General features: G+C 55.3%; 15 protein-coding genes. 4 read left to right on the top strand and 11 right to left on the bottom strand.

Annotation, left to right across the window (positions count from 1 at the left end; all coding sequences use genetic code 11):
* Positions 1 to 17: 17 nt before the first annotated feature.
* Positions 18 to 1,280, bottom strand: a complete 1,263-nt coding sequence (locus FTO74_RS07495) for a histidine kinase (protein ID WP_255462555.1) — start codon at positions 1,278 to 1,280, stop codon at positions 18 to 20.
* Positions 1,281 to 1,319: 39 nt separating this feature from the next.
* On the bottom strand, positions 1,320 to 2,639 hold the full coding sequence (locus FTO74_RS07490) for an MFS transporter (protein WP_162537588.1): 1,320 nt from the start codon (positions 2,637 to 2,639) through the stop codon (positions 1,320 to 1,322).
* A gap of 384 nt (positions 2,640 to 3,023) precedes the next feature.
* Here FTO74_RS07490 and FTO74_RS07485 point away from each other — a divergent pair, with 384 nt between their 5' ends.
* A complete protein-coding gene (locus tag FTO74_RS07485) occupies positions 3,024 to 4,484 on the top strand; it encodes a glycoside hydrolase family 125 protein (protein ID WP_345934154.1) in 1,461 nt (486 codons plus the stop codon).
* 56 nt (positions 4,485 to 4,540) lie between these two features.
* Here FTO74_RS07485 and FTO74_RS07480 read toward each other — a convergent pair whose 3' ends face one another.
* From FTO74_RS07480 to FTO74_RS07465, 3 genes are all read right to left on the bottom strand, one after another.
* Positions 4,541 to 5,716, bottom strand: a complete 1,176-nt coding sequence (locus FTO74_RS07480; RefSeq protein ID WP_255462554.1) for a phosphatidylinositol-specific phospholipase C1-like protein — start codon at positions 5,714 to 5,716, stop codon at positions 4,541 to 4,543.
* 147 nt (positions 5,717 to 5,863) lie between these two features.
* Positions 5,864 to 7,210, bottom strand: a complete 1,347-nt coding sequence (locus FTO74_RS07475; RefSeq protein WP_255462553.1) for an aminotransferase class V-fold PLP-dependent enzyme — start codon at positions 7,208 to 7,210, stop codon at positions 5,864 to 5,866.
* A gap of 575 nt (positions 7,211 to 7,785) precedes the next feature.
* Positions 7,786 to 8,556 carry a DUF1080 domain-containing protein gene (locus FTO74_RS07465; protein ID WP_162537584.1) on the bottom strand — a complete coding sequence of 257 codons (771 nt, stop codon included), beginning with the start codon at positions 8,554 to 8,556 and terminating at the stop codon, positions 7,786 to 7,788.
* A 269-nt stretch (positions 8,557 to 8,825) separates the two neighbouring features.
* Here FTO74_RS07465 and FTO74_RS07460 point away from each other — a divergent pair, with 269 nt between their 5' ends.
* Entirely contained in the window at positions 8,826 to 9,698 is an 873-nt protein-coding gene (locus FTO74_RS07460) for a DUF1080 domain-containing protein (protein ID WP_162537583.1), read from the top strand.
* 88 nt (positions 9,699 to 9,786) lie between these two features.
* Here FTO74_RS07460 and FTO74_RS07455 read toward each other — a convergent pair whose 3' ends face one another.
* The 5 genes from FTO74_RS07455 to FTO74_RS07435 all read right to left on the bottom strand — a co-directional run bounded on the left by FTO74_RS07455 (position 9,787) and on the right by FTO74_RS07435 (position 15,467).
* Positions 9,787 to 10,830 (bottom strand): beta-galactosidase trimerization domain-containing protein, encoded by a 1,044-nt coding sequence (locus FTO74_RS07455; protein WP_162537582.1) that lies wholly within the window; start codon positions 10,828 to 10,830, stop codon positions 9,787 to 9,789.
* Positions 10,752 to 11,969 carry a hypothetical protein gene (locus FTO74_RS07450; protein WP_162537581.1) on the bottom strand — a complete coding sequence of 406 codons (1,218 nt, stop codon included), beginning with the start codon at positions 11,967 to 11,969 and terminating at the stop codon, positions 10,752 to 10,754. Before FTO74_RS07450 ends, FTO74_RS07455 begins: the two co-directional genes overlap by 79 nt.
* Positions 11,970 to 12,043: 74 nt before the next feature.
* Complete coding sequence (locus FTO74_RS07445) at positions 12,044 to 13,186, bottom strand: Gfo/Idh/MocA family oxidoreductase (protein WP_162537580.1); 1,143 nt, start codon at positions 13,184 to 13,186, stop codon at positions 12,044 to 12,046.
* Positions 13,187 to 13,189: 3 nt separating this feature from the next.
* Positions 13,190 to 14,197 carry a TIM barrel protein gene (locus FTO74_RS07440; protein WP_162537579.1) on the bottom strand — a complete coding sequence of 336 codons (1,008 nt, stop codon included), beginning with the start codon at positions 14,195 to 14,197 and terminating at the stop codon, positions 13,190 to 13,192.
* Between the two features lie 49 nt (positions 14,198 to 14,246).
* A complete protein-coding gene (locus tag FTO74_RS07435) occupies positions 14,247 to 15,467 on the bottom strand; it encodes a hypothetical protein (protein ID WP_162537578.1) in 1,221 nt (406 codons plus the stop codon).
* 193 nt (positions 15,468 to 15,660) lie between these two features.
* Between FTO74_RS07435 and FTO74_RS07430 the strand changes: the two genes are divergently transcribed.
* On the top strand, positions 15,661 to 16,683 hold the full coding sequence (locus tag FTO74_RS07430; protein ID WP_162537577.1) for a LacI family DNA-binding transcriptional regulator: 1,023 nt from the start codon (positions 15,661 to 15,663) through the stop codon (positions 16,681 to 16,683).
* Positions 16,684 to 16,707: 24 nt separating this feature from the next.
* On the opposite strand, the gene FTO74_RS07425 is transcribed toward FTO74_RS07430, so the two are convergent.
* Positions 16,708 to 17,838 carry a VOC family protein gene (locus tag FTO74_RS07425; RefSeq protein WP_255462552.1) on the bottom strand — a complete coding sequence of 377 codons (1,131 nt, stop codon included), beginning with the start codon at positions 17,836 to 17,838 and terminating at the stop codon, positions 16,708 to 16,710.
* Positions 17,839 to 17,841: 3 nt separating this feature from the next.
* Between FTO74_RS07425 and FTO74_RS07420 the strand changes: the two genes are divergently transcribed.
* Positions 17,842 to 19,605, top strand: a complete 1,764-nt coding sequence (locus FTO74_RS07420; protein ID WP_162537576.1) for a carboxylesterase/lipase family protein — start codon at positions 17,842 to 17,844, stop codon at positions 19,603 to 19,605.
* The last annotated feature ends 508 nt before the right edge of the window (positions 19,606 to 20,113 follow it).

Genomic DNA, 20,113 nt, shown 5'->3' with positions numbered 1-20,113 from the left:
ACTTGTTCTGGCTGACTTTACACGCCGATCCACGGCACGACAAAGTGCTGTTGATGTGGGGGCTGATGAATCGCCTTGAAGCTAACGGTGACGGCAACCTCCGTACCGGAGCCTGCCGAGGTAGTAATGTGCAATACGCCTCCAAGTTTGCGCGCTCGCTCATCCATAACCAGGATGCCAAAGTGGCCGTTGCGTGTGGCTTGATCGGTCAAATCGAAGCCACGACCATCATCTCGAACAAGTAATTTTAATGATTCGTTATCATAACGCAGGCTGACGTGAATATTAGAGGATTCTGCATGGCGAATGGCGTTAGTTACCGCCTCCTGGCCAATACAAACCAGGTGGTGAACGGCTCCCGGAGGAAGAGGAATCTCATCGCCCTGCACGTCTAGATTCGTCCCGACCCTCTCGTGAAGGCGATGAGTGCTCATGGCCCGTAACAGCGCCTGGGAAAGAATATTCGTAACCTCCTGCGAATCACGCAGATCCCAGATGATGCGGCGTGCCTCTGCCTGGCAGTGCGCGACCATGCTGCGGGCCAGTTCACAGGACTGAGCCGCGGGGTTTTCCGCGGCACCCGCATCACGGAAGAGCTTGGCCGTGGCCTCAAGCTGCCAGGAGATAGCAGCGAAGCCAGCCATCAACGTGTCATGGCAGTCGCTCGCGATGCGGTTACGCTCCTCAAGTACCATAGCAATCTGCCCTTTGAGGAGCTGATCCCGCTGGCTCAGCAACTGTCCTGCCAGGGCTACGAGGCAGAGGCAGAGAAGAGTATAGAAATACCAAGTCTGGTAGAAAAATGGCCGTTGCTGGACATCGAGTACCGCCACTGCGCCGCCCCAGGGCTCGCCCTTCGTCCTTGCCTGTACTTCAAAGCGGTAGCGGCCAGGAGCGAGACGCCGGTAGTGCGCAACGCGACCGTCTGTGACTGTCCAATCCGAATCGGAGCCGTAGAGCCGATAGCGAAATTCGACCGGGGAGTCAGCGTGAGATGCGGTGGCAAAGAAGAAAACGATCTCAGAGTGGCTTGGATCGAGTGAGATTTCGTCCTCATGCCGCAACGCCGAGTCAAGCTCGCTACCGGACGACCAGCCACGGATGACAGTCTTAGGCTCGTTCAGCGGCACGCTGGAGGAGGCAGGTGGCGATGGAAGATCCTGCACAACCGGAGGCACAGGGGTGTACGGCATCGGTACAACCTGCCCCTCAAGCCGTGGCAGAATGACACACCAGAAGAGCAGCAGCCACAGCCGCATCCGCTTTAAATTTTCAAGCACACATCTAAGGCATCACATTTTGCATATGTAATGCAAGCGTTAAACTTTCATCAAATGCGACTCCGAGGATTCAAGAGCGCGTTCGGGGTGAACGACAAGCCAGCATAATGCCCCAACGACTGCCATTCCGGCGGCAACGGCGAAGGATGTCGTCCAGCCGAAGCGCTGTGCGATCCAGGGCGTCAACGAAGCGGTGAGCGCCCCGCCGAGCTGCCCGCCCATGTTGACCATCGACGAAAAGACGCCGGAGCTGCGGCCTGCAATATCGACTGACACTGACCAGAACGTGCTCTGCGAGAGGTAGAGAGCGCCAGCTCCGCCAGCCAGAATGATGCCTGCAAGCTGAGGACTGCGAACCTGCGATCCGATCACGAGAAAGATCGCGGTAATAAATAGCGAGACAGAAGCAAGGTAGCAGCGACCGACACGCAAGCCATACATGCGGGTGAGCCGATCGGACAAGCTTCCACCGACCAGGCTGAAGATCGTCATGCAGAGAAACGGCAGCATGGCATAACGTGCGCTGTACCGGAGATCGAATCCACGAACCTGGGCCAGATAAAGAAAGAACCAGCTAAAAAAGACCCACGCAATATAGCCAAAGCTAAAGTAGCCGGCCATCAGGGCGGCCAGATCCTTACGGGTGAAGATCGCTTTCCAGGAGATGCTGGTGCTGGCGCCGGATTGCGTAAAGTCACGATCCGGCGAACTCACCAAAAGCCCCTCGCGAATCTCCTGCAACTCCGCACGCGAGACTCCTGGGTGCTCTTCCGGGGTATCGCGCGCCAAGAACCACCAGATGGCGCCTCCAATGAAGCCCACGACTGCGCTGAACCAGAACGCTGCACGCCATCCATGCTCTACGATGATCCAGGTGAGGAGCGGCGGGGTTAGCCCGCTGCCAGCCCCCACTCCAGCGAAGATGAGGCCGTTGACGAAACCACGTTCCTGCTGAGGCACCCAGCGCGCAACAAACTGGTTCGCCGCAGGATAAATCACCGCCTCTCCCGCCCCGAGAACGAATCGAATGGCGATGAGAAGAACTAGCGCGTGCGGAATGTTCGAAGGTAGCAGCGCGGTCAACGCAGTAGCGATTCCCCACCACAAGACTCCAAGCGTAAGTACACGCCGAGGACCAAAACGCGCCGCAAGAACGCCTGCGGGAAGCTGAAAACCAGCATACCCAATGAGGAAGGCTGAGAATATCCAACCAAGCCGTTGATTGCCTAGACCAAACTCCTGGCTGATCTGAAGTCCAGCGATAGAGATGTTGGTGCGGTCGAGAAAGGCGATGCCGCTTAGGATAAAGAGCCAGAAGGCTAGAAAAAGTCTGACTCGTGTACGGCGTCCGGCGACCATCGTTCTCTCCTGATGCGCAGTCTATCAACTGGCAATAGTGCTTCTTGAACTCTAATTCAACGTCGAGGGACTTAGCTCGTCCCCACTAGGGCATTTGTCTCAAGCGAAAGCGGACTTCTCTTAGAAAGATGAGATAACTATGAGGTCATTCAAGTTCTTCTTCTTTCTGAAATAGTGCGAAGTAGCATGAAGTAGTGCGAATAGGTGGACGGGTGCGGAGTCCATCGATCAATGCAAATACATGGAAAGCACTGCTTATTTCGCGCCGACAACCTGCATCAGACACCTCATCGACGCCCTATTTCAAAGGATCGCACTTAAATTTGAGATAGGTATAGGACCTATGACCGACCTCGTGAAGAAGTCATCACACAAAGAGAGCAAATGAATTCGGGATTTATGAAAAAGCCACTTACGCGACGCATGGCGCTACAGTCCATCACAGCAATAGCCGCTGATCTCAGCTTATTTTCGTGCTGGCCCGGTCTCGCTCTTGCAAGCACGGTCCCGGAAACACCGCTATCCCCGAGACCGAAGCCATCTGATCGCAGGTTCCAGAACGCCACCGTCGAACAATTTATTACGTCTACCAGCCGACAGATCGGCGATCCAGCTCTTGCGGCCTTATTCGTTGCCTGCTTCCCAAATACACTGGATACGACCGTAGAAACAGGATCTTTTGAAGGCAAGCCCGACACTACCGTCATCACCGGCGATATTGCCGCCATGTGGTTGCGCGACTCGTCCGCACAAGTCTGGCCGTATCTTCCGCTTGCCGCGAAAGATCCTGCACTCGCTCACCTGCTCGAAGGGGTTATCCGGCGTCAGACGCGATGCCTTCTGATCGACCCATACGCCAATGCCTTCATGGCCGACCTCAATGCACCTCCTCTTCCCTGGAGCCTGAAAGACAAGACCGATCTCAAACAGGGCGTCGGCGAACGCAAGTATGAACTGGACTCTCTCTGCTATCCCATCCGCCTGGCCCACGGATACTGGCGACAGACCGGTAGCACCGCCCCCTTCGACGCAATGTGGCAGCAGGCGATGAAGACCGTGGTGGGAGTCATGCGGACGCAGCAGCGCAAAAACGGAGCCGGCCCATACCACTTCCAACGCTTCTCCGAGGTCTCGACCGAGACTCTACCTGCCGATGGCTATGGCAATCCCGTCAACCCGGTCGGCCTGATCGCCTCGGGCTTTCGTCCCTCCGACGATGCCTGCGTCTTTCCATTTCTCGTGCCCTCAAACCTCTTCGCGGTTACCTCTCTACGCCAGCTTGCCGAGATGGCTCACGCCGTCCTGCACGACGATGGACTCGCCATGGAAGCACAGTCACTCGCGACCGAGGTCGAGCGCGCTCTCCAGCAGCACGCCATCGTTCCTACCACCTCGGGAACCATCTGGGCCTACGAAGTCGATGGATTCGGAAGCCATCTGCTGATGGACGATGCCAACGTGCCCAGCCTGCTGGGCCTGCCGTACCTCAAGAGTTCGCCGGACCCGGCTCTCTACGCCCGCACTCGTCAATTTGTCTGGAGCACCCGCAATCCGTGGTTCTTTCAGGGCTCAGCCGGTGAGGGCATCGGAGGTCCGCATATCGGGAAAGACATGATCTGGCCCATGTCACAGATGGTCTATGCCCTGACGAGCACCTCCAACCAGGAGATTCGTCGTGCCCTGACCATGCTGAAGCGGTCTGCTGCAGGAACCGGCTTCATGCACGAAAGCTACTTCAAGGATGATGCCGCCCGATTCACGCGCCCATGGTTTGCCTGGGCGAACACGCTCTTCGGTGAGCTGATCGCCACCCTGGCATCGACGAAGCCTGAGCTATTACGCTAACGAGCCATGCCCTTTACTTAGCGGTTCATGCGATCCCTCGGATGAACCGCTAAGCACTAAGGATGGTTCGAAGGCGATGGTTCCCCACCGCTCTTCGTATGTGGCTCCAGAAGCTCATCCTTGCAACCAGAAGGTGCGTTGACAGGATTGCAGCGCGCCGGAAGACCGTGCGGAAGGCCGACGGTATAGCCACTCCATGGCGCAGGCTCCGTGAGCGGAAAATCCGTGCTTATCATCTGCGCACCACTCAAAAGCAGGCTGTCGCGACGGGCCGTATCGTTGTTACGTCCGGCATCGGTATTGAAATCTGCCCGTGTTCGGACGAGATAACCACTCTTGATAAAAGGGTCGATGATCTCCGGCGTGCCACTATCCCGTTCGACAAAGGCCGCCTCCGGCTGTCCTGGATCAGAGTTCGTGAACAGGACACGCCCCCGCAACGAAGGATGACCGTTCATGTAGGCTGGAGCGGATTTTTTGATGTAGAGAAGGAAGACGACCTTGCCACGGGACTTCGCCAGCGTAGGCCATTGTCCAGCCAGCACAGCCTCCTCAAGCGTGGCATAGCGACCGCGCACCATGTCGGGAGTGATGATCTCTTTTTCCGGAAAGACGGAATGAATCTCGCGATCGAGCGCGTCCCAGGTCTCCGCCGTCCACGGTTCAGCCTCGACTGCACCCGGAAGCTGGCTGATACGCCCCTGCTTATCCTCGACAAGCACGAAGATGGGCATGTGGTCGGGATGCGCTTTGGACCACCCGCGAATATCCTGCAGGCAATGAACGAAGCTCTGGCAGCTGCTACGCTCGTTCAGATCGCCTAGATGCACAACCTTGAATCCAGGCCTCTCCATCTCGTGCTGGGGATCGAAGTCCGGGTCGGCGGGCAGCCCCTGCTCCTTCGTAATCCCCACAATCTTGGGATGCGCGAACCTGCCCCCCTTGGGGTCCTGAACAATGTCCAGCTCCAACTGCCGCACACCGCCTGAAAGCTGCTCGGCAAGGGTCTGGTGATGATACTCAAGACCGTGATATGCCTTGGGGTACTGTGCAGAGAAGAACTTCGCCTCGCTTGGCGCGAAGCCGGTGTTGTAGCTGTTGTGCGTGCCGATCACTTGGATCTGATTCAGATGGACGAGCTTATCCTGCTTCGCCTGGCTCTGCGCGAATCCCGCAAGTGGAGCAAGCGCAAGCAGCGCGCAGGCAGTAGACAACGAACGACAGAACATCATGCTGCATCCTCGATCCATGCTTCGTGTCCTGTTGCATGTGCCTGCTGATTCCAGTAATCAGCAGGCACACGCAGCAACAACGTCTCAATGCAAACGGTAGACGACCACAGAAGCAGGATCACCGTGTAAACAGATGCAGGATGAAGGCTAAGCCTTCGCAGCCTCGCTGAAGATCTCGACGAGCCGGTCGGCAATGACCTTGTCTTCCCCGTCCTTGATCTGCCAGACAGCAAAACCGAAGCTGGTCGGATCTTCGCCATGGCCGTTATGACGCGAAGGCTTTGGCGCAGCCCCCTTCGGCTCATCCGGGTTGCGTCCGCGCATACCGCTCGCGCCCGCGCCCATGCTGCCGATTCCGATCGGCCTGGTATCAGCAAGCTTCTGCATCACCTCCGGCCCGGTGATCTTGAGCTTGGGATCGATATGCCAGCTATAACGCGGCGTAACGTTGCCGAGCGCATTGGGATTGAACTCACGCGGCAGAGCCGTCACGCCAAACTTTGCTACAGCATCGGAGATCACCTTTGCCCGCGCGTCGTACATCCGCAGGGTTGCGTCGTAGTCCTGGTTGACGAAGATCTCAAGCGCCTTCAGAAGACCGAAGATGGTCTCCTTGCCGACCTTGCAGCAACGTCCGATTCGATCTTCCTGCGGGCTCATGTTCAGCAGAGACCAGTGAATCAGCTCTTCCTTGCCGATCAGGATGCCCGATGCCTGCGGTCCGCAGATGTCCTTGCCGCCGCTGAAGGTAACCATGTCAAAGCCGATTGCCGGATACTCCCAGAGCCGCGATACCGGCGGCACATCGGCCGAGGCGTCGTTGAAGCTATAGATGTTGTGCGCCTTGGCGATAGCAACCACCTCAGGACCACTTACCTGTCCCCTATCAGACTGAATGTTGACGAAGTGAATTGCCAACGTACGCGGGTTGATCGCGGCAATCATCTCCTCGCGCGTCTCCACCTCGATCAGCTTCGCGCCCGTCTGCCGAATCTGATGGTCGAATGCATAGCGGTGGCTCTTCTGGATGATGACTTCCGTCCTGGGGAAACCGGTCACGTCAGGACAGGCCTTGATACGCGGCTCAAGATCTTCCGTCATCATGCCTGCATACGCCACGACCATCGCCGCAGCAGCGCCGCCGGTCACCAGTCCCGTGTAGCCTGCAGGAGACTTGCACAGCTTTGCAATGAACTTACCCGCTGCGACCTCGAGCTCATCGATCAGAACGAAGTGCTCGTTGCCCCGGCGAATGAGCTCCATGACCTCCGGCTTCATCACCGACCCACCGATGACAGTCACCGTGCCATTGATATTAATCAGCGGAGTAACGCCCAGCTCTGCATAGATATCCCCCGTAGAACCGAGCCCGGACGTGATCGGCACGATCGGGTTGCCATCGACCAAGGGCTTGGACGCCGTTGACTTCTTGGCAAGTCCCGTTGCCCCCGCCTCATGCGTGGCAAACAGGCTTCCGCTGGCGGCTGCAAGCATGGATAAAAAGGAACGGCGACTCCAACCAAACTTAAAATTCATTCGTAGCTTCCTCTCTGATGGCAGTCCCCATGCAATATCCTGGGCGACTTCTTGCATTCTAACTTTGCTCCCCCGTCGATGCCATCAGACCAGAGGTTTATGGACAATTCACGGAGAGTACATCCGCGAGACTTGGCATCGTGGGAGATTCATGCGATTGTCTTGCCAAAGAGGACAGATGTCATGGGCCGCCAGACTGAGGCTGATCTAGACCAAATGACGTATATGCAGGGACTTAGCCATCGCACAATCCGTAACCGGCAAAAATAGCCTGGAGCCGTCGGAGAGAGCCAGTCCGACTCGCAAACCACGCATACTGCGATAAAGCATGCTGCGGTTCAGTCCCAGATGTCGGGCCGCGGCGCTGACATTGACGCGGTTAGCCGCAAGTGCCGCCCGAAAGGCAGATTGCTTCATCACTTCAAGCTCCCCCCCATCTCTGCATTCTGTGAGCCACCATCTCCGGCAACTATATTCAGGAGCGGAGTGCTCACATAGTGATGACTACGCTTTGACTTATCCCCAAAGAGCTATCACTCAATTTCTTTGAGCCAGAGGTTACGGAAGGATACCTTAAGCGTTCCTGGACCAGAACATTGCAAACCAATGAGCCCACTCGGTCTTGATTGAGTAGCATCATCATCAATCAGAATGGCCATCACATGTCCATTGATTATCTGGATGAACTCATGTCCGCGTACGATCAGATAGACCTGATTCCACTCCCCGAGTTTGTAGAACTTGCCCAAGCTTTCGAGGGACCCAAGATCACCGATCAACTGTGGGGGCTTGCCGGCCTCGGCCTTTACCATTTGGCCACGTTTGGCGAGGATGCCCCGTGCCCGCGGGCCGTTCTCGCCGATCTGACCGGTCCAGGAGTCGAGATAATGAACATCAAACTGGTAGCCTCCCATATTCCAACGGGGATCCTGTGGCGGAGGGTTGGGGTCGGGGCGCGGTGGAGTTAGATAGCTGCGGTACTGAATTCCGCTGTCAGGCTTCTCTCCCTCCAGTTTGATCTCGAGCTTCAATTCAAAACTAGCAGGAGTAAGATTCTTGAGAACCAAGTAGGTTCCACCATTGCGTGTACCAGAAGGCGTGTTGTAACTGCCCACAATGCTTCCATCCTGCACGCTCCACACCTTGGGATCACCGTCCCACCCGGCGAGCGTCTTGCCATCAAAAAGCTCGGACCACGCAGAACGATCAGAGAGATCAACCTGCTGTGATACTGGCACAGTTGTCTGAGCCCTTAGGGCAATCCCGCAAACGAGCGCACAGGCAGCAGTTAATTGGAGCTTCACTGAAGACTTCCTGCGTATAAGGAATATGAGACGTCTCATTGTTACAATACGCGCATACTGGGAACTTCAGCAATCATGCACCACCAGATCCGACAAGATGCTCTGCAATGCGGAATCCAACGAGACTCGTTCAAAAGAATTACAAATTTGCAAGTAGTCTTACATCGCGTACCGTGCACTTCTCAGGTAGTTTTATCTACTGGGCAAAACAATAAGGGCTGTACGAGTTAAAGCTTATGTTCATTCAAGGGGGAGAGCTAATGCTAAAGATGAAGATCATTAGAAAGTACAAGGCCACAATATTGCCGGGTTTGTTATCTTGTCTTTTATTTGGAGTGTTATCAGTTCCGCTGCTTGCACAGCAGATTCCAGCACCAGAAGCCAGTGCTTCTCAGGTAGCAAATCCGGGCAGCCAGACATTGCATTTTCGCGAACCCGATCCAATTGAATTCAATGAGCATAGTGGCTTTACTTCTTTGTTCGATGGGAAAACATTGAAGGACTGGGATGGGGATCCCCAAACCTGGCGAGTGGAAGATGGTGCTATCGTAGGCGAATCGACCAAGGATAAGCCACGCCCAAACAGCTATATCTCATACCACGGAACGGAAGCAAAAGACTTTGATTTAAAGCTTGAGATCAAGGTGGAGAACGGCGGCGGCAGCGGCATTCAGTATCGAAGTTCGGTAGGCAAGCCCTGGATCCGTGGGTTCAAGCCCGGCGTTGTGCCGCCAAAGCTTACGTGGATGATGACCGGCCCCCAGGCTGACTTCTGGTATCCGGTGAACCCGCACAGCTTTTCCTACAGCGGACAGTTTTATTCGGAAAACACACCGCTTGGAATCCTTGCATGGCGCGGCCAGGTCACAGAGTCGGAGCCTGGAAAAGCTCAGAGATTGCTTGGAGATATCGGTAGCCGGGATGCCCTTGGTGGATATATCAAGATCAACGACTGGAATCAGTACGAGATTATTGCTCGCGGTGGCGTGCTGATGCATATCATCAACGGACAACTGATGGCCGTCTATATCGACGATGATGCCAACTCTTCCAATAATATCTCAGGCTTAATCGGCATTGAGCTTGAAGGCGCTCCATGCAAGGTATCGGTTCGGAATATCTGGTTGAGAAAGATCAACTGATGAATATAGCGCTCGACTAAAGACTTTCAGAAGTTCTTAGTCGAGCGCTATCAACTGAAAATACAAAGTCAGCCGCCCCACGTTCCAGCTAGGTCAGCGCAATCACCTCATAGTCCTCAATCGTTGGAATGTCGAACTGTATCTGACTGCCTGCTCTCTTAAAGACCAGAGACTGCCCGAAACGCAAAGCTCGCACGCTGGCAATCTTTTGCCCTTCAGGGATATCGACCTTCACATGCAGTGGCCCAATGGGATAAAGCTCGCGTACAAGAGAGCGCGTCATATTCGGATTGGTGTAGTTCAGAATATGAATGGCAATCCCAGGCTCAGTCCGCCACGCGAAGATCTCTGTCATGCCCTTCCCTTCAACTGAGACGGAGGCTTCTTTACCGGCAAGCAGCCATCTAACGGCGTTGCCGATGAGATGAGTGAAGTCAGGATTACCGGAACGCCACGCAGTGCGATCTACATCACCCGGAAAATAAACGACTCGCGATGCACCTACTTGGCGAAATACAGCTGCGGGCTCATTTGTCTCGCGTTCACGAGGATAGGCAAGCTCAGGCAGGGCGGAAGGATACTGCGGCACCACACTAAGCTGCAAGGACTCATTTTTTCTAAGAGCCACTGGCACTCTAAACTCCGGACCAGGAAGCAGCGTAGTACCCGCAAAGCCATTTAAGACTGGATGCTCCTGACGAATGTGCATATAACTATTGAGCGCGGGCCCGATTGGATGGCTATCGAAGTCGCCTGAGCAGTTTACGCCAAAGAGATCCTGCAGAGCGAAGTCACTCCGTGGATCTCCCCATTCGTTGTAACGTGAGGTTTCGAAGGTAGCCAGGATGGATCCACCGGATGCTACATACTGTCGGATCGCCTCACATTCGCTGTCGCGCAGATAGGCAGCGTTTGGAATCAACAGAGCCCGATAGGGCTTCAGCGTTGCCGCCGAAAGATTCTCCTGATGAACAAAGTCGAAGATGAAGCGCCCTTCCAACAGGGAATAGTAGAGCCCCTGAAGGTGATCCTCCGGATCAATATTGCTTCCATTCAACTTTCTTTCGCTTGCCCCTTCCGAACGATAAAAAGCGATGGTGCTCTGGGGATAAAGTACAGCAATCTCAGACATCGACTTACGATTGCGGAAATGCTCCTCATTCTTCGCAAGCCACCCATAAAAGTTTTTTGCAGGCTCGCGCCAGCGGTTATCTTCGGGCGAGCCCCCAGCCAGTGATGCCACGGCACCATGCCGCATGCCGCCACCTGGGCCATCCAAAGATTGATCTCAGCCGCGGGCGCGCTAACATGGCGCCACTTCGGCTGGCTATCACTGTAGGCGCCATCGATGTTCGTAACGGTCTTGCCCCCCATAACGGACTGCGCAATTCGTCCCTGCGCAGCGCACTCCCAGATCGGAACGTTGGCTCCTCCGCGCCCCTGATGGTCACCGGCGTACCACGATGCAATATCGCCAATCGGCTTTAGATCTTTCATCATCTGCAGGCCCGCGCCGCCCAGATCACCGAAGTAGATGGCCTCCGGATTCTTCTCCTTCGCGGTGCTGTCCCACAGCTTCCAGATCTCGATGATCCGATCCATATAAACCTTGTAGTACTTGCGATAGACCGGGCTCTTCGCATTAGTAGTCGCGGGGGGAACGCCTCCCGTCTGCTCCTGATAGATCTTCTTGCAGTTGACGCAGTGACAGACCTCAAGCGCCGCGGTTCCGGGCCATCCATTGGTGAAGATTGCGTCAGGAGAGTAACGCTGCTGCAGTTCTCGATAGATAGCCGGCATCTGCTCCGTAAAATAACTGCTGAACAGGCAGGTCTTATACAGATACGAGGCTTCCAGTTCCAACCGCGGCGAGCCATCAGGCATCCGATGAAACCACTCAGGATGTGCTTTCAGAGCATCCTGATAGGCATAGTTGCAATCCATACGGACTATCACGCGTAGATTACGTTTACGTGCGGCCGCAATTGCCTCGCCAGTAAGATCGCGTGATCCAAGATACTGGCTGCGATGATGATAGGGAACATTCGTCGGATATGAAGCGACGATGCCACCTCCGCCGATCATCACGGCATTCACCTTCAACGAGACCCAGTAGTCCATCCAGGCATCGATATCCACCGTGAGCGGATCGGACTCATTGAAGTTGAGCTGCCCGCAACGACGCACCGTGGAGTACCACGGCTTGCCCGCATCGGTGCTGGACGAAACCGACGACAGTCCGAGTAAATCACCGGAGGATAGAATCGCCAAAGAAGCCGCGGACGCGGTAATAAACTCGCGTCGTGTTACAGGTGGCATAGAGCCTTACCCTTTCATCGAGCTGGTTATAAGGTTTGCCATGTTCTGCTTACGGCCGAACGCAAGATGGCATCGGTTACACGATCAGTTTCAAGTGCATCTCTGAAGGTGGGCTGTGCCGCCTTGCCCTCCTCTAGCGCACTTACAAAGTCTGCTACTTGATGAATGAATGTATGCTCGAACCCAATCTGCAATCCCGGAACCCACCAATGCTTCATATAAGGGTGTTCCGTACTGCTTACATGGATCTCTCGCCATCCCTGTAGGCGCTTATCATCGCGATAGTCGAAGTACTTCAGGCGATGCAGATCTTCCAAATTCCAGATAGCCGAGGCATGCTCTCCATTGATCTCCAAGGTATTGAGCGCCTTGTGTCCGCGCGCATATCGCGTCGCCTCGAAGAGGCCAAGAGAACCATTCTGAAACCGAGCAAGCGCGCTGCTGGCATCGTCGATGGTAATCGGTTCCACTCGGTCCGTAAGATTATGCTTGCGCTCTTTGATGAAGGTCTCGGTCATAGCCGTCACCTCTGAGATAGCGCCATTGAGCCAAAGTGCAGCATCGATATTGTGAGCAAGCAGGTCACCGGTTACACCGCTTCCCGCGACACTGCCATCCAAACGCCACAAGGCGCCGCCTCCCTGAGGAAGATCAGGGGAGATAGTCCAATCTTGCAAAAACTGCGCGCGATAGTGAAAGATGCGGCCAAATCGACCTTCTTCAATAAGCTGCTTCAACAGCATGACGGCCGGTACACGCCTGTAGTTGTACCAAACCATGTTGGGCACAGCAGCCTCTTCCACAGCGCACACCATTGCCAACGCCTCTGCGGCATTGCGGCCCAATGGCTTTTCGCAGAACACCATCTTGCCCGCCTGTGCGGCCGCAATCGCAATCTCGGCATGAGTATCATTCGGACTTGCGATATCGATCAGGTCGATATCGGCACGCTCCACCAAAGCGCGCCAATCGGTCTCGATTGATTCATACCCCCAGTTATCGGCAAACTCCTGCGCACGGCCTGCATTGCGCGAGCACACCGCCTTCAGAACCATCTGCCTCGGCATATCGAAGAACTTTCCTGCCTGGCGATAAGCATTCGAGTGTGTGCGCCCCATAAAGCCGCCACCGACTAACCCAACATTCAACACCTGGTTCGCTGATCTCATCCTTCAATCCCAACCGTGCGCGGCGCGCACCTTCATCATGGCCCCCAAAACATCATTCCATGTTCGGCTATCGAGCATCACGTCGTTGGAGAACATGCAGCCATCCCAGCAGATGTGGTGAAAGGTCTTCGTCAAATGCCCCGAGCCATCGCGCATCCATGCTCCGGCATCCCGCACAATATTCATGCGGCCTTCGGGATCATTCGGCAGGCAGTGACGTCCTGTACGATCGTGGGCTCCCGAACCCTTTACCGTTCCATCATTCTGCGCAACATGGAAGTCGATCGTCCACGGCCGCAGCGCATCCGCCATCTTCGCAATTGCCTTCGCAAATAACTCTTGCTCGCTCCAGACAAAATCTTCAGGCAACAAGCGATCTTCAGGAGCGTTATAACCCAAAGTAAAAAGCATCGTATGCGCCATATCCGCCTGGAACCCCAGAATCTCAGGCCTTCCCACAAGCTCCAGCAGCTCTACCATTCGTCGCCAGGTATGCATCCCGGCCCAGCAGATCTCACCTTCAGCGGCTAGCCTCTCGCCATAGCCTTCCGCGATTAAACAAGCCTCACGAAAGGTATGGGCAATTTGCTTCGTATTCTCCTCCGGATTGCGCACCCACTCCGAAGGAGGCGTAGCAGAGTCGATCCGAATCACACCCGGAGAACGAATCCCCAGCTTGCGCAAGCTATGCCCAATCCTGCACGACTTCTCTACCTGTGTAAGAAAGCGTGCGTTCTCTTCAGCATTACCCATAGCCGATCCGCCACCAAGATCAGGCCACACCGGAGCGACAAGCGAGCCTACCGATAATTCCTTTGCAACAATCTTGTCCGACAACCTCTTCAGGTCATCCTCAGTTGAATCAATATCAACATGGGGAGCCGTAAGAATCAGGTCAATGCCATCGAAGCGAACACCATCGACTTCAGCCGCAGCCGTAAGCTCCAGCATCGTGTCGAACGACAGCGGTGGCTCCGAGCCCGTCCCTTTGCCTACCAGGCCAGGCCACATCGCATTATGCAATAACGGAAATCGATGCTGGCTCCTCTGAGACACCGGCTTATCCTTTCAGCTTTAGCAAAGATGCTGCATCAGGATTGCCTGGACCAAAGTGCTTCAACATGACCAGAGGAGCGGTCTCACTCAGGTTCTTGATAAGCACCCCCTCTGCGGCCTTAGCCGCACTTACAAAGAACTCATCCTGCGTCGGCTGACCGAAACGAATCAAGGCAGGCGTCTCCACCGAATAATTCCCTAAAGTACCGTGCCCCTCCGTGAGAATTAAACCATAGGCAGCACCATCCCGAATCAGCGCGCTTCTGCCAGGCAAAACAGTAAGCTCCTTAGCCGAATAAAACCCGGTTCCATAGACGACCCACCGTTCGCTATAGCCATTCACCTCCGTCTCTGCAGGTGGCTTGATCGGTAAGGGCAGCACGCGATTCGTCTTTGCAAACTCAGGATTTACATTCTGCTCCCAATTCAACATGCTGACCAGATAATCCAGATCATCCCAATACTCTGGCAGAACATCTTTCACCAACAGACTACGGTCGACAATTCTTCCATCCACAATGGACTGGAACATCGCAAAGACATCGCTATTGACCTGCGGTTCATAGGTTACAAGTGAGCCTGGTGCATGGAGAATACCCGGGTCCACCTGCCATCCCGTCCCGCGCTCCAGCCGGTATGCCTTGGAGTGAGCAAGAATGCCGTTATCTCCACGCGACCAATCCGCAAGGCACTGACGCACATCGTCACGCGTTGTCCCCGGCTCAAGTCCCATAAACGTAAAAGGAAAGTCATTTTCCTTCACGTTGTATTGCGGGGGGAAGTAATAGGCTTCGGGCTTTCCTTTGCTTCCAACCAGGCTGGCGAACTCGTTCGTCTGATGCAAGTGATGAGGAATCGCGCCCAGGTTGTCGAAAAACTTACACAAAATATTCCAACCGCCTTCGCGCTGCATGACATCCGCGCTCAGCAGATCATCGCCGATAACCTCCACCGCTTCCTTCAGCAAGAAACGTTGATCTCCGAAGATCACATAGCTGAGACCTTCATCTTCCGGTGTTCCAGGACCATTCGAAGCGTGAGTCGTGGAAGAGAACCAGCGCTCATTGATGCCGCCTCGATGTGCGCCCAGCGCATATAAATCATCCGGGTGAAGCCGGAGTCTACCTCCCGGCACCATAAAAGATCGAGGCACCCAACACGGGGCAAGCCGCAGGATGCCATCTCCTACTCGCAGAGCTTCCAGATATTGTTCGCGCTTCGGCATAGATGACAAACTCCTTTATGCAGAACCCAGTTCAAACTTATGAGACGTCTCAATAAGACATTCAATCTACGGAAACGAGAAGACACATGTCAACTTCACAACGTATCCAAAGAAGCGGGACACGTTCCGCAGAAAGGAATAGCTAGTTGCAGCCTATACCTAGCCGATCTTCCGTACTGTAAAGTGTGATGGTATGCCGACGCAAAAAGAATTGGCCAAACTTGCTGGAGTCTCTTCTGGAACTGTATCCAATGTCATCAGTGGGTCAGTCCCGGTCGGAGAACGCTCCCGGGAAAAAGTGCTCAAAGCAATCCGAGAGCTGAACTATCAGCCCAACCTGATTGCCCGAAGCCTGAGAACGAATCGGACCCACACAGTCGGAATCATCGTGCCTGATATCACGATTCCCTTCTTCCCCAAGGTCATCCGTGGCGCAGAGTCGGCCGCCCGTGAGCGCGGTTACTTTGTCGTTGTCGCCGAATCCGAGGGAAGCTCCGAGCGTGAAGCAGAGCTTATCGCCCTGCTGCGCTCGCAACGGGTCGACGGCATTCTGCTCATCGTCGCAGCTGGAGCCAAGCGACCTCCGCTCTCATCATCCGACCTGCCCGTCGTATACCTGGACCGTCTCCCCGATGGGTTCGAAGTCGACTCCGTATGCGTGGACGACCGCGCCGCAGCAGAGATGGGTATCGTTCACCTGCTCTCTATGGGGCATCGCCGCATCGCAATTCTCACCGGTCCCCTCACCCTCAAGAACGAGCAGGAGCGTCTTCGCGGCTACCGTCAGGCCTTCAAGAAAAGCGGAGTACCCGTACAGGAGTCGCTGATATGGTCCAGTTCCTTCAACCTGGAAGAGGTGATGAGCGTCTGCCAGAAAGGTCTGCTCAAGCCCAGAAATCGTCCTACCGCTCTTTTCACGACGAACGGCCTCTCCGGCATGGGTGCGCTACGCAGCATCATCGCCTCCGGCCTGAGCACCCCCAGAGATATTGCCTTCGTCACCTTCGACGAACTAACCTCGGAAGATATCTTCCGGCCCGCGATTACCTCCATCGTTCAACCCGCGTCGGAGATCGGCTCTCGCGGCATGGAAATCCTGATCGACCGCATCAATACCGGTTCTGTCACCGGCCCGCGTAAAAAAATCCGCCTTCCAGCCATGCTCGCCGTACGCGAATCCTCTGGAGTGATGCTTCAGAAAAGAAAAACCCTATAGTCTTTCTCTCCTCAACTAACTGACTTATTTTTTAATAGGACTCTCCGCCGTGAACGGTGAGCAGCACGGTTTTACCTTCGGCTGAAACTCCATGATCTCCGCACGAGTCTCATCTGGATCGAAGAGGTTGAGCTGCCACTTACCATCGCGCCCAATCTTAGGTCCAGCATTGAGGTTTCTCCCCGTCAGTCGATCTCCAGCGTAGAGCAGTTCTGTTGTCTTCTCAATGTTGTCCACCCCAAGCGAGAAGTGATCCATGCTCCCCAGTCCGGCACGAGACATCGTGGCAGGAATCCCCCTGGTCTCCGGACCACTCGCCATCATGTACTCCACCCAATCGGTTCCATCCGGAACCTGTTGCGAGATCCAGCTCTTGACACCCTCTTTGCCACCGCCAAACCAGTACGGGCGAAATCCCAGGATCGTCCGATAGAAGGCATCCTCCACCTCCTGCCGGTGCGCCATGAATCCAATATGGATGATATGGCTGCTCAACGGATTGATCGGTATGGAGACAGGCTTAGTTGGGGCCTGAACAAACTCAACCTTATTCCCTTCAGGATCCATCACATCGAACCAGCTGCTTCCATCACTGCCACGTTCGGCCTTGCCCGGCACAGTAACACTGTGGGCCTCAAGATACCGGCGCAGCGCCTCTACGTCTGCAGTCCGATACGCCATGTGATCGAGACGATTGATCGAGGTCTCACCAGCCGGAAGCGGAAGCACCTCAATAAACTGCGTGGGGCCGAAGTAATAGCGAACCCCTTGCGGATTCTCCGGATCGGTCATCTTCACCGCGCCAAGATCATGCACATAGAAGTACTCAGTCTTGGCTTCATCGGCGCTGTACACGCTCAGGTGCGAAATTCCAGTAATCGCAGGGCGCGCCGGTCCAGCCTGCGCATAGGCCAACAGGCTCGAGATGCAAACAAAACCGAAACCAACAAACTTCGATATCTTCATGTGAATTCCTTGCTCGAAGAAACGCCTGCACCTAGCTGTCCAATTTGCAGAGATGCCAACTCGTGGAGTGATCGAATATTGAGCAATCTGGCGCAGATTCGACAACCGAACTGTATTTAGATAATCTCCGGTTGTCAACCGCATAGCGTCCACAAAATGAATCGTCTCATTCTGAAAAGCCTGGAGCATCCTGTGAAGAAGAAAACAGAGAAACAGACAAACCGTCCTATTGATGAAGCACCAGCCTCACCTGGGCGGAGAACCTTCGTCGGCGGCATAGCCAGCCTCAGTGCGGCCAGCTTGTTTGCCACTCCAATCGCTCATTCACAAAATGCCACATCGGTCAGCAGATCCAGAGTCTCAGCACAGCTCTCAGCATCGGATGCCACAACCATAACCGAAACCACCACCGGCAAACTCCGCGGATACCGTCGCAATGGCATCTACACCTTCAAAGGCGTACCCTACGGAGCCTCTACCAGCGGCACTCGGCGCTTTATGCCGCCAGCCAAGCCCGAGCCCTGGGCAGGAGTTCGCAATGCTCTCCAGTATGGGCGGGTCTGTCTGAATCGCGACTCCGCGCACTTCATCACCGACGGACACAACTCCGCCAGCTCCGACGAAGACTCCTTCGTTCTGCATCGAGGAGCAGCAGCACCCGTCATGGGCGAGGATTGCCTGCGCGTCAACGTCTGGACTCCCGAGATTAACGGCACCCATAAGCGCCCCGTCATGGTCTTCATGCACGGAGGCGGTTATACGAGCGGTAATGCCCATGAGCTACTCTCCTACGATGGCGAAAACCTCGCTCGCAATCACGATATCGTTACAGTCACAAACAACCATCGCCTGAACGTCTTCGGCTATCTCAACCTTGCCTCGCTCGGAGGCAAAGAGTTTGCCGAGTCCGCCAATGTCGGCTTGCTCGATCTTGTTGCCGTACTGGAGTGGGTGCGCGACAACATCGTCAACTTCGGCGGCGACCCGAACAACGTCACCATCTTCGGACAATCCGGTGGCGGCGGAAAGGTCTTGGCTCTCATGGCCATGCCTGCGGCAAAGGGCCTCTTTCACCGCGCAATCGTGCAAAGCGGACCATACCTGAAGGTCCTCCCCCCCGAGTATTCCGCTCGTGTCGCTGAACTCGTTCTAAAGGAGCTTGGCCTTTCCCCATCTCAGGTGGACCAGTTACAGCAGGTCTCAGTCGATCGTCTAGAGGGCGCAGGAGTAGAGGCAATCAAGAAGATGCCTGACATCGAAGGATCGCCCCTGCGTCGCTCCTTCGGATTAAGCGGCTGGGGTCCAACAGCCGATGGCCTTGTACTGCCGCAACATCCCTTCGATCCCGCGGCCCCCGCAATCTCTGCCTCAGTGCCCATGATCACCGGGACCAATCTGAACGAGTTCATCAATGGAGTGGACCGTCCCAACGCAAATAGCATGAGCCTTGCAGAGCTACATCGTCTAATACAGCAGGGCCTCGGCGACAAGAGCCAAGCCATCATCGAAGCCTATCGGCGAGACTACCCCAAAGCCAATCCATTCAGTCTTTATGCAACGATTGCGGCCTCCTCTGTCCGTCATGGATCCTTCGAACAGGCTCGCAGAAAAGCCGCTCTTCACTCAGCCCCGGTCTACAGCTACATCTACTCTTGGCGCACTCCCGTACTCGATGATCGACCCGGCCCCTTCCACGCCGCCGAGCTTGCCTTCGTCTTCGATAACGCCGATATCTGCGACCATTACAGCGCCGGCTCTCCCGAGGCATCTGCGCTTTCCAGACAGATGAGTACAGCCTGGGTAAACTTCGCGCGCACCGGCAACCCAAACCACAACAGCATCCCCCATTGGCCCGAATACACCGCCGAGAATCCTGCGACCATGTACTTCAATACCCCATGCGAAGTGCGCATCGACGCCGAAGGCGAAGGTCTGCGGCTCATCGCTCACACCTAAGAGGAACCAAGGCAAACATGAATCCCCTGAGCAGACGTGAGTTTCTTCAATCCATCGCAGCAGCCGACACAGGGGCTCTTGTTAGCCATATGCTGCCGAATCTTGCTCTAGCCCAGCCAGCTTCCTTCACCACACCTGCATCCATGCCAAAGCGTGCCGACGTGCCCACCGAGCTGCACATCTTCGCCGAAGGCGGCCACGACTGCGGCCCTCGCCTCTCCTCCTCCCCATCTCCTATTGGCCGTCTTATGCCGAGAACTGGCTGCGCACCATTTACATGCTTCCCCTAACCGACTCGAAGTAAGAAGTCCGCACCACAACGCTACAAATATTCTTTCGGAGCTTGCATAGTACCGTTTGCTGATCTATGGTTGCTTTTAATAGAGGACCAAATTAGTCTGCATTTCAGATTGAAGCTTCCGTGGAGTCTTTTGGCGAAGCGCCACGGCAGTTTCGGAGGTCGACGAGGAAGGTTGCCGCGCTGCCCTGCCGGGTCGCTCGACAGCCT

Source organism: Granulicella sp. WH15 (assembly GCF_009914315.1).
Taxonomy (GTDB): domain Bacteria; phylum Acidobacteriota; class Terriglobia; order Terriglobales; family Acidobacteriaceae; genus Edaphobacter.
This window is presented reverse-complemented; position numbering and strand designations above follow the sequence as displayed.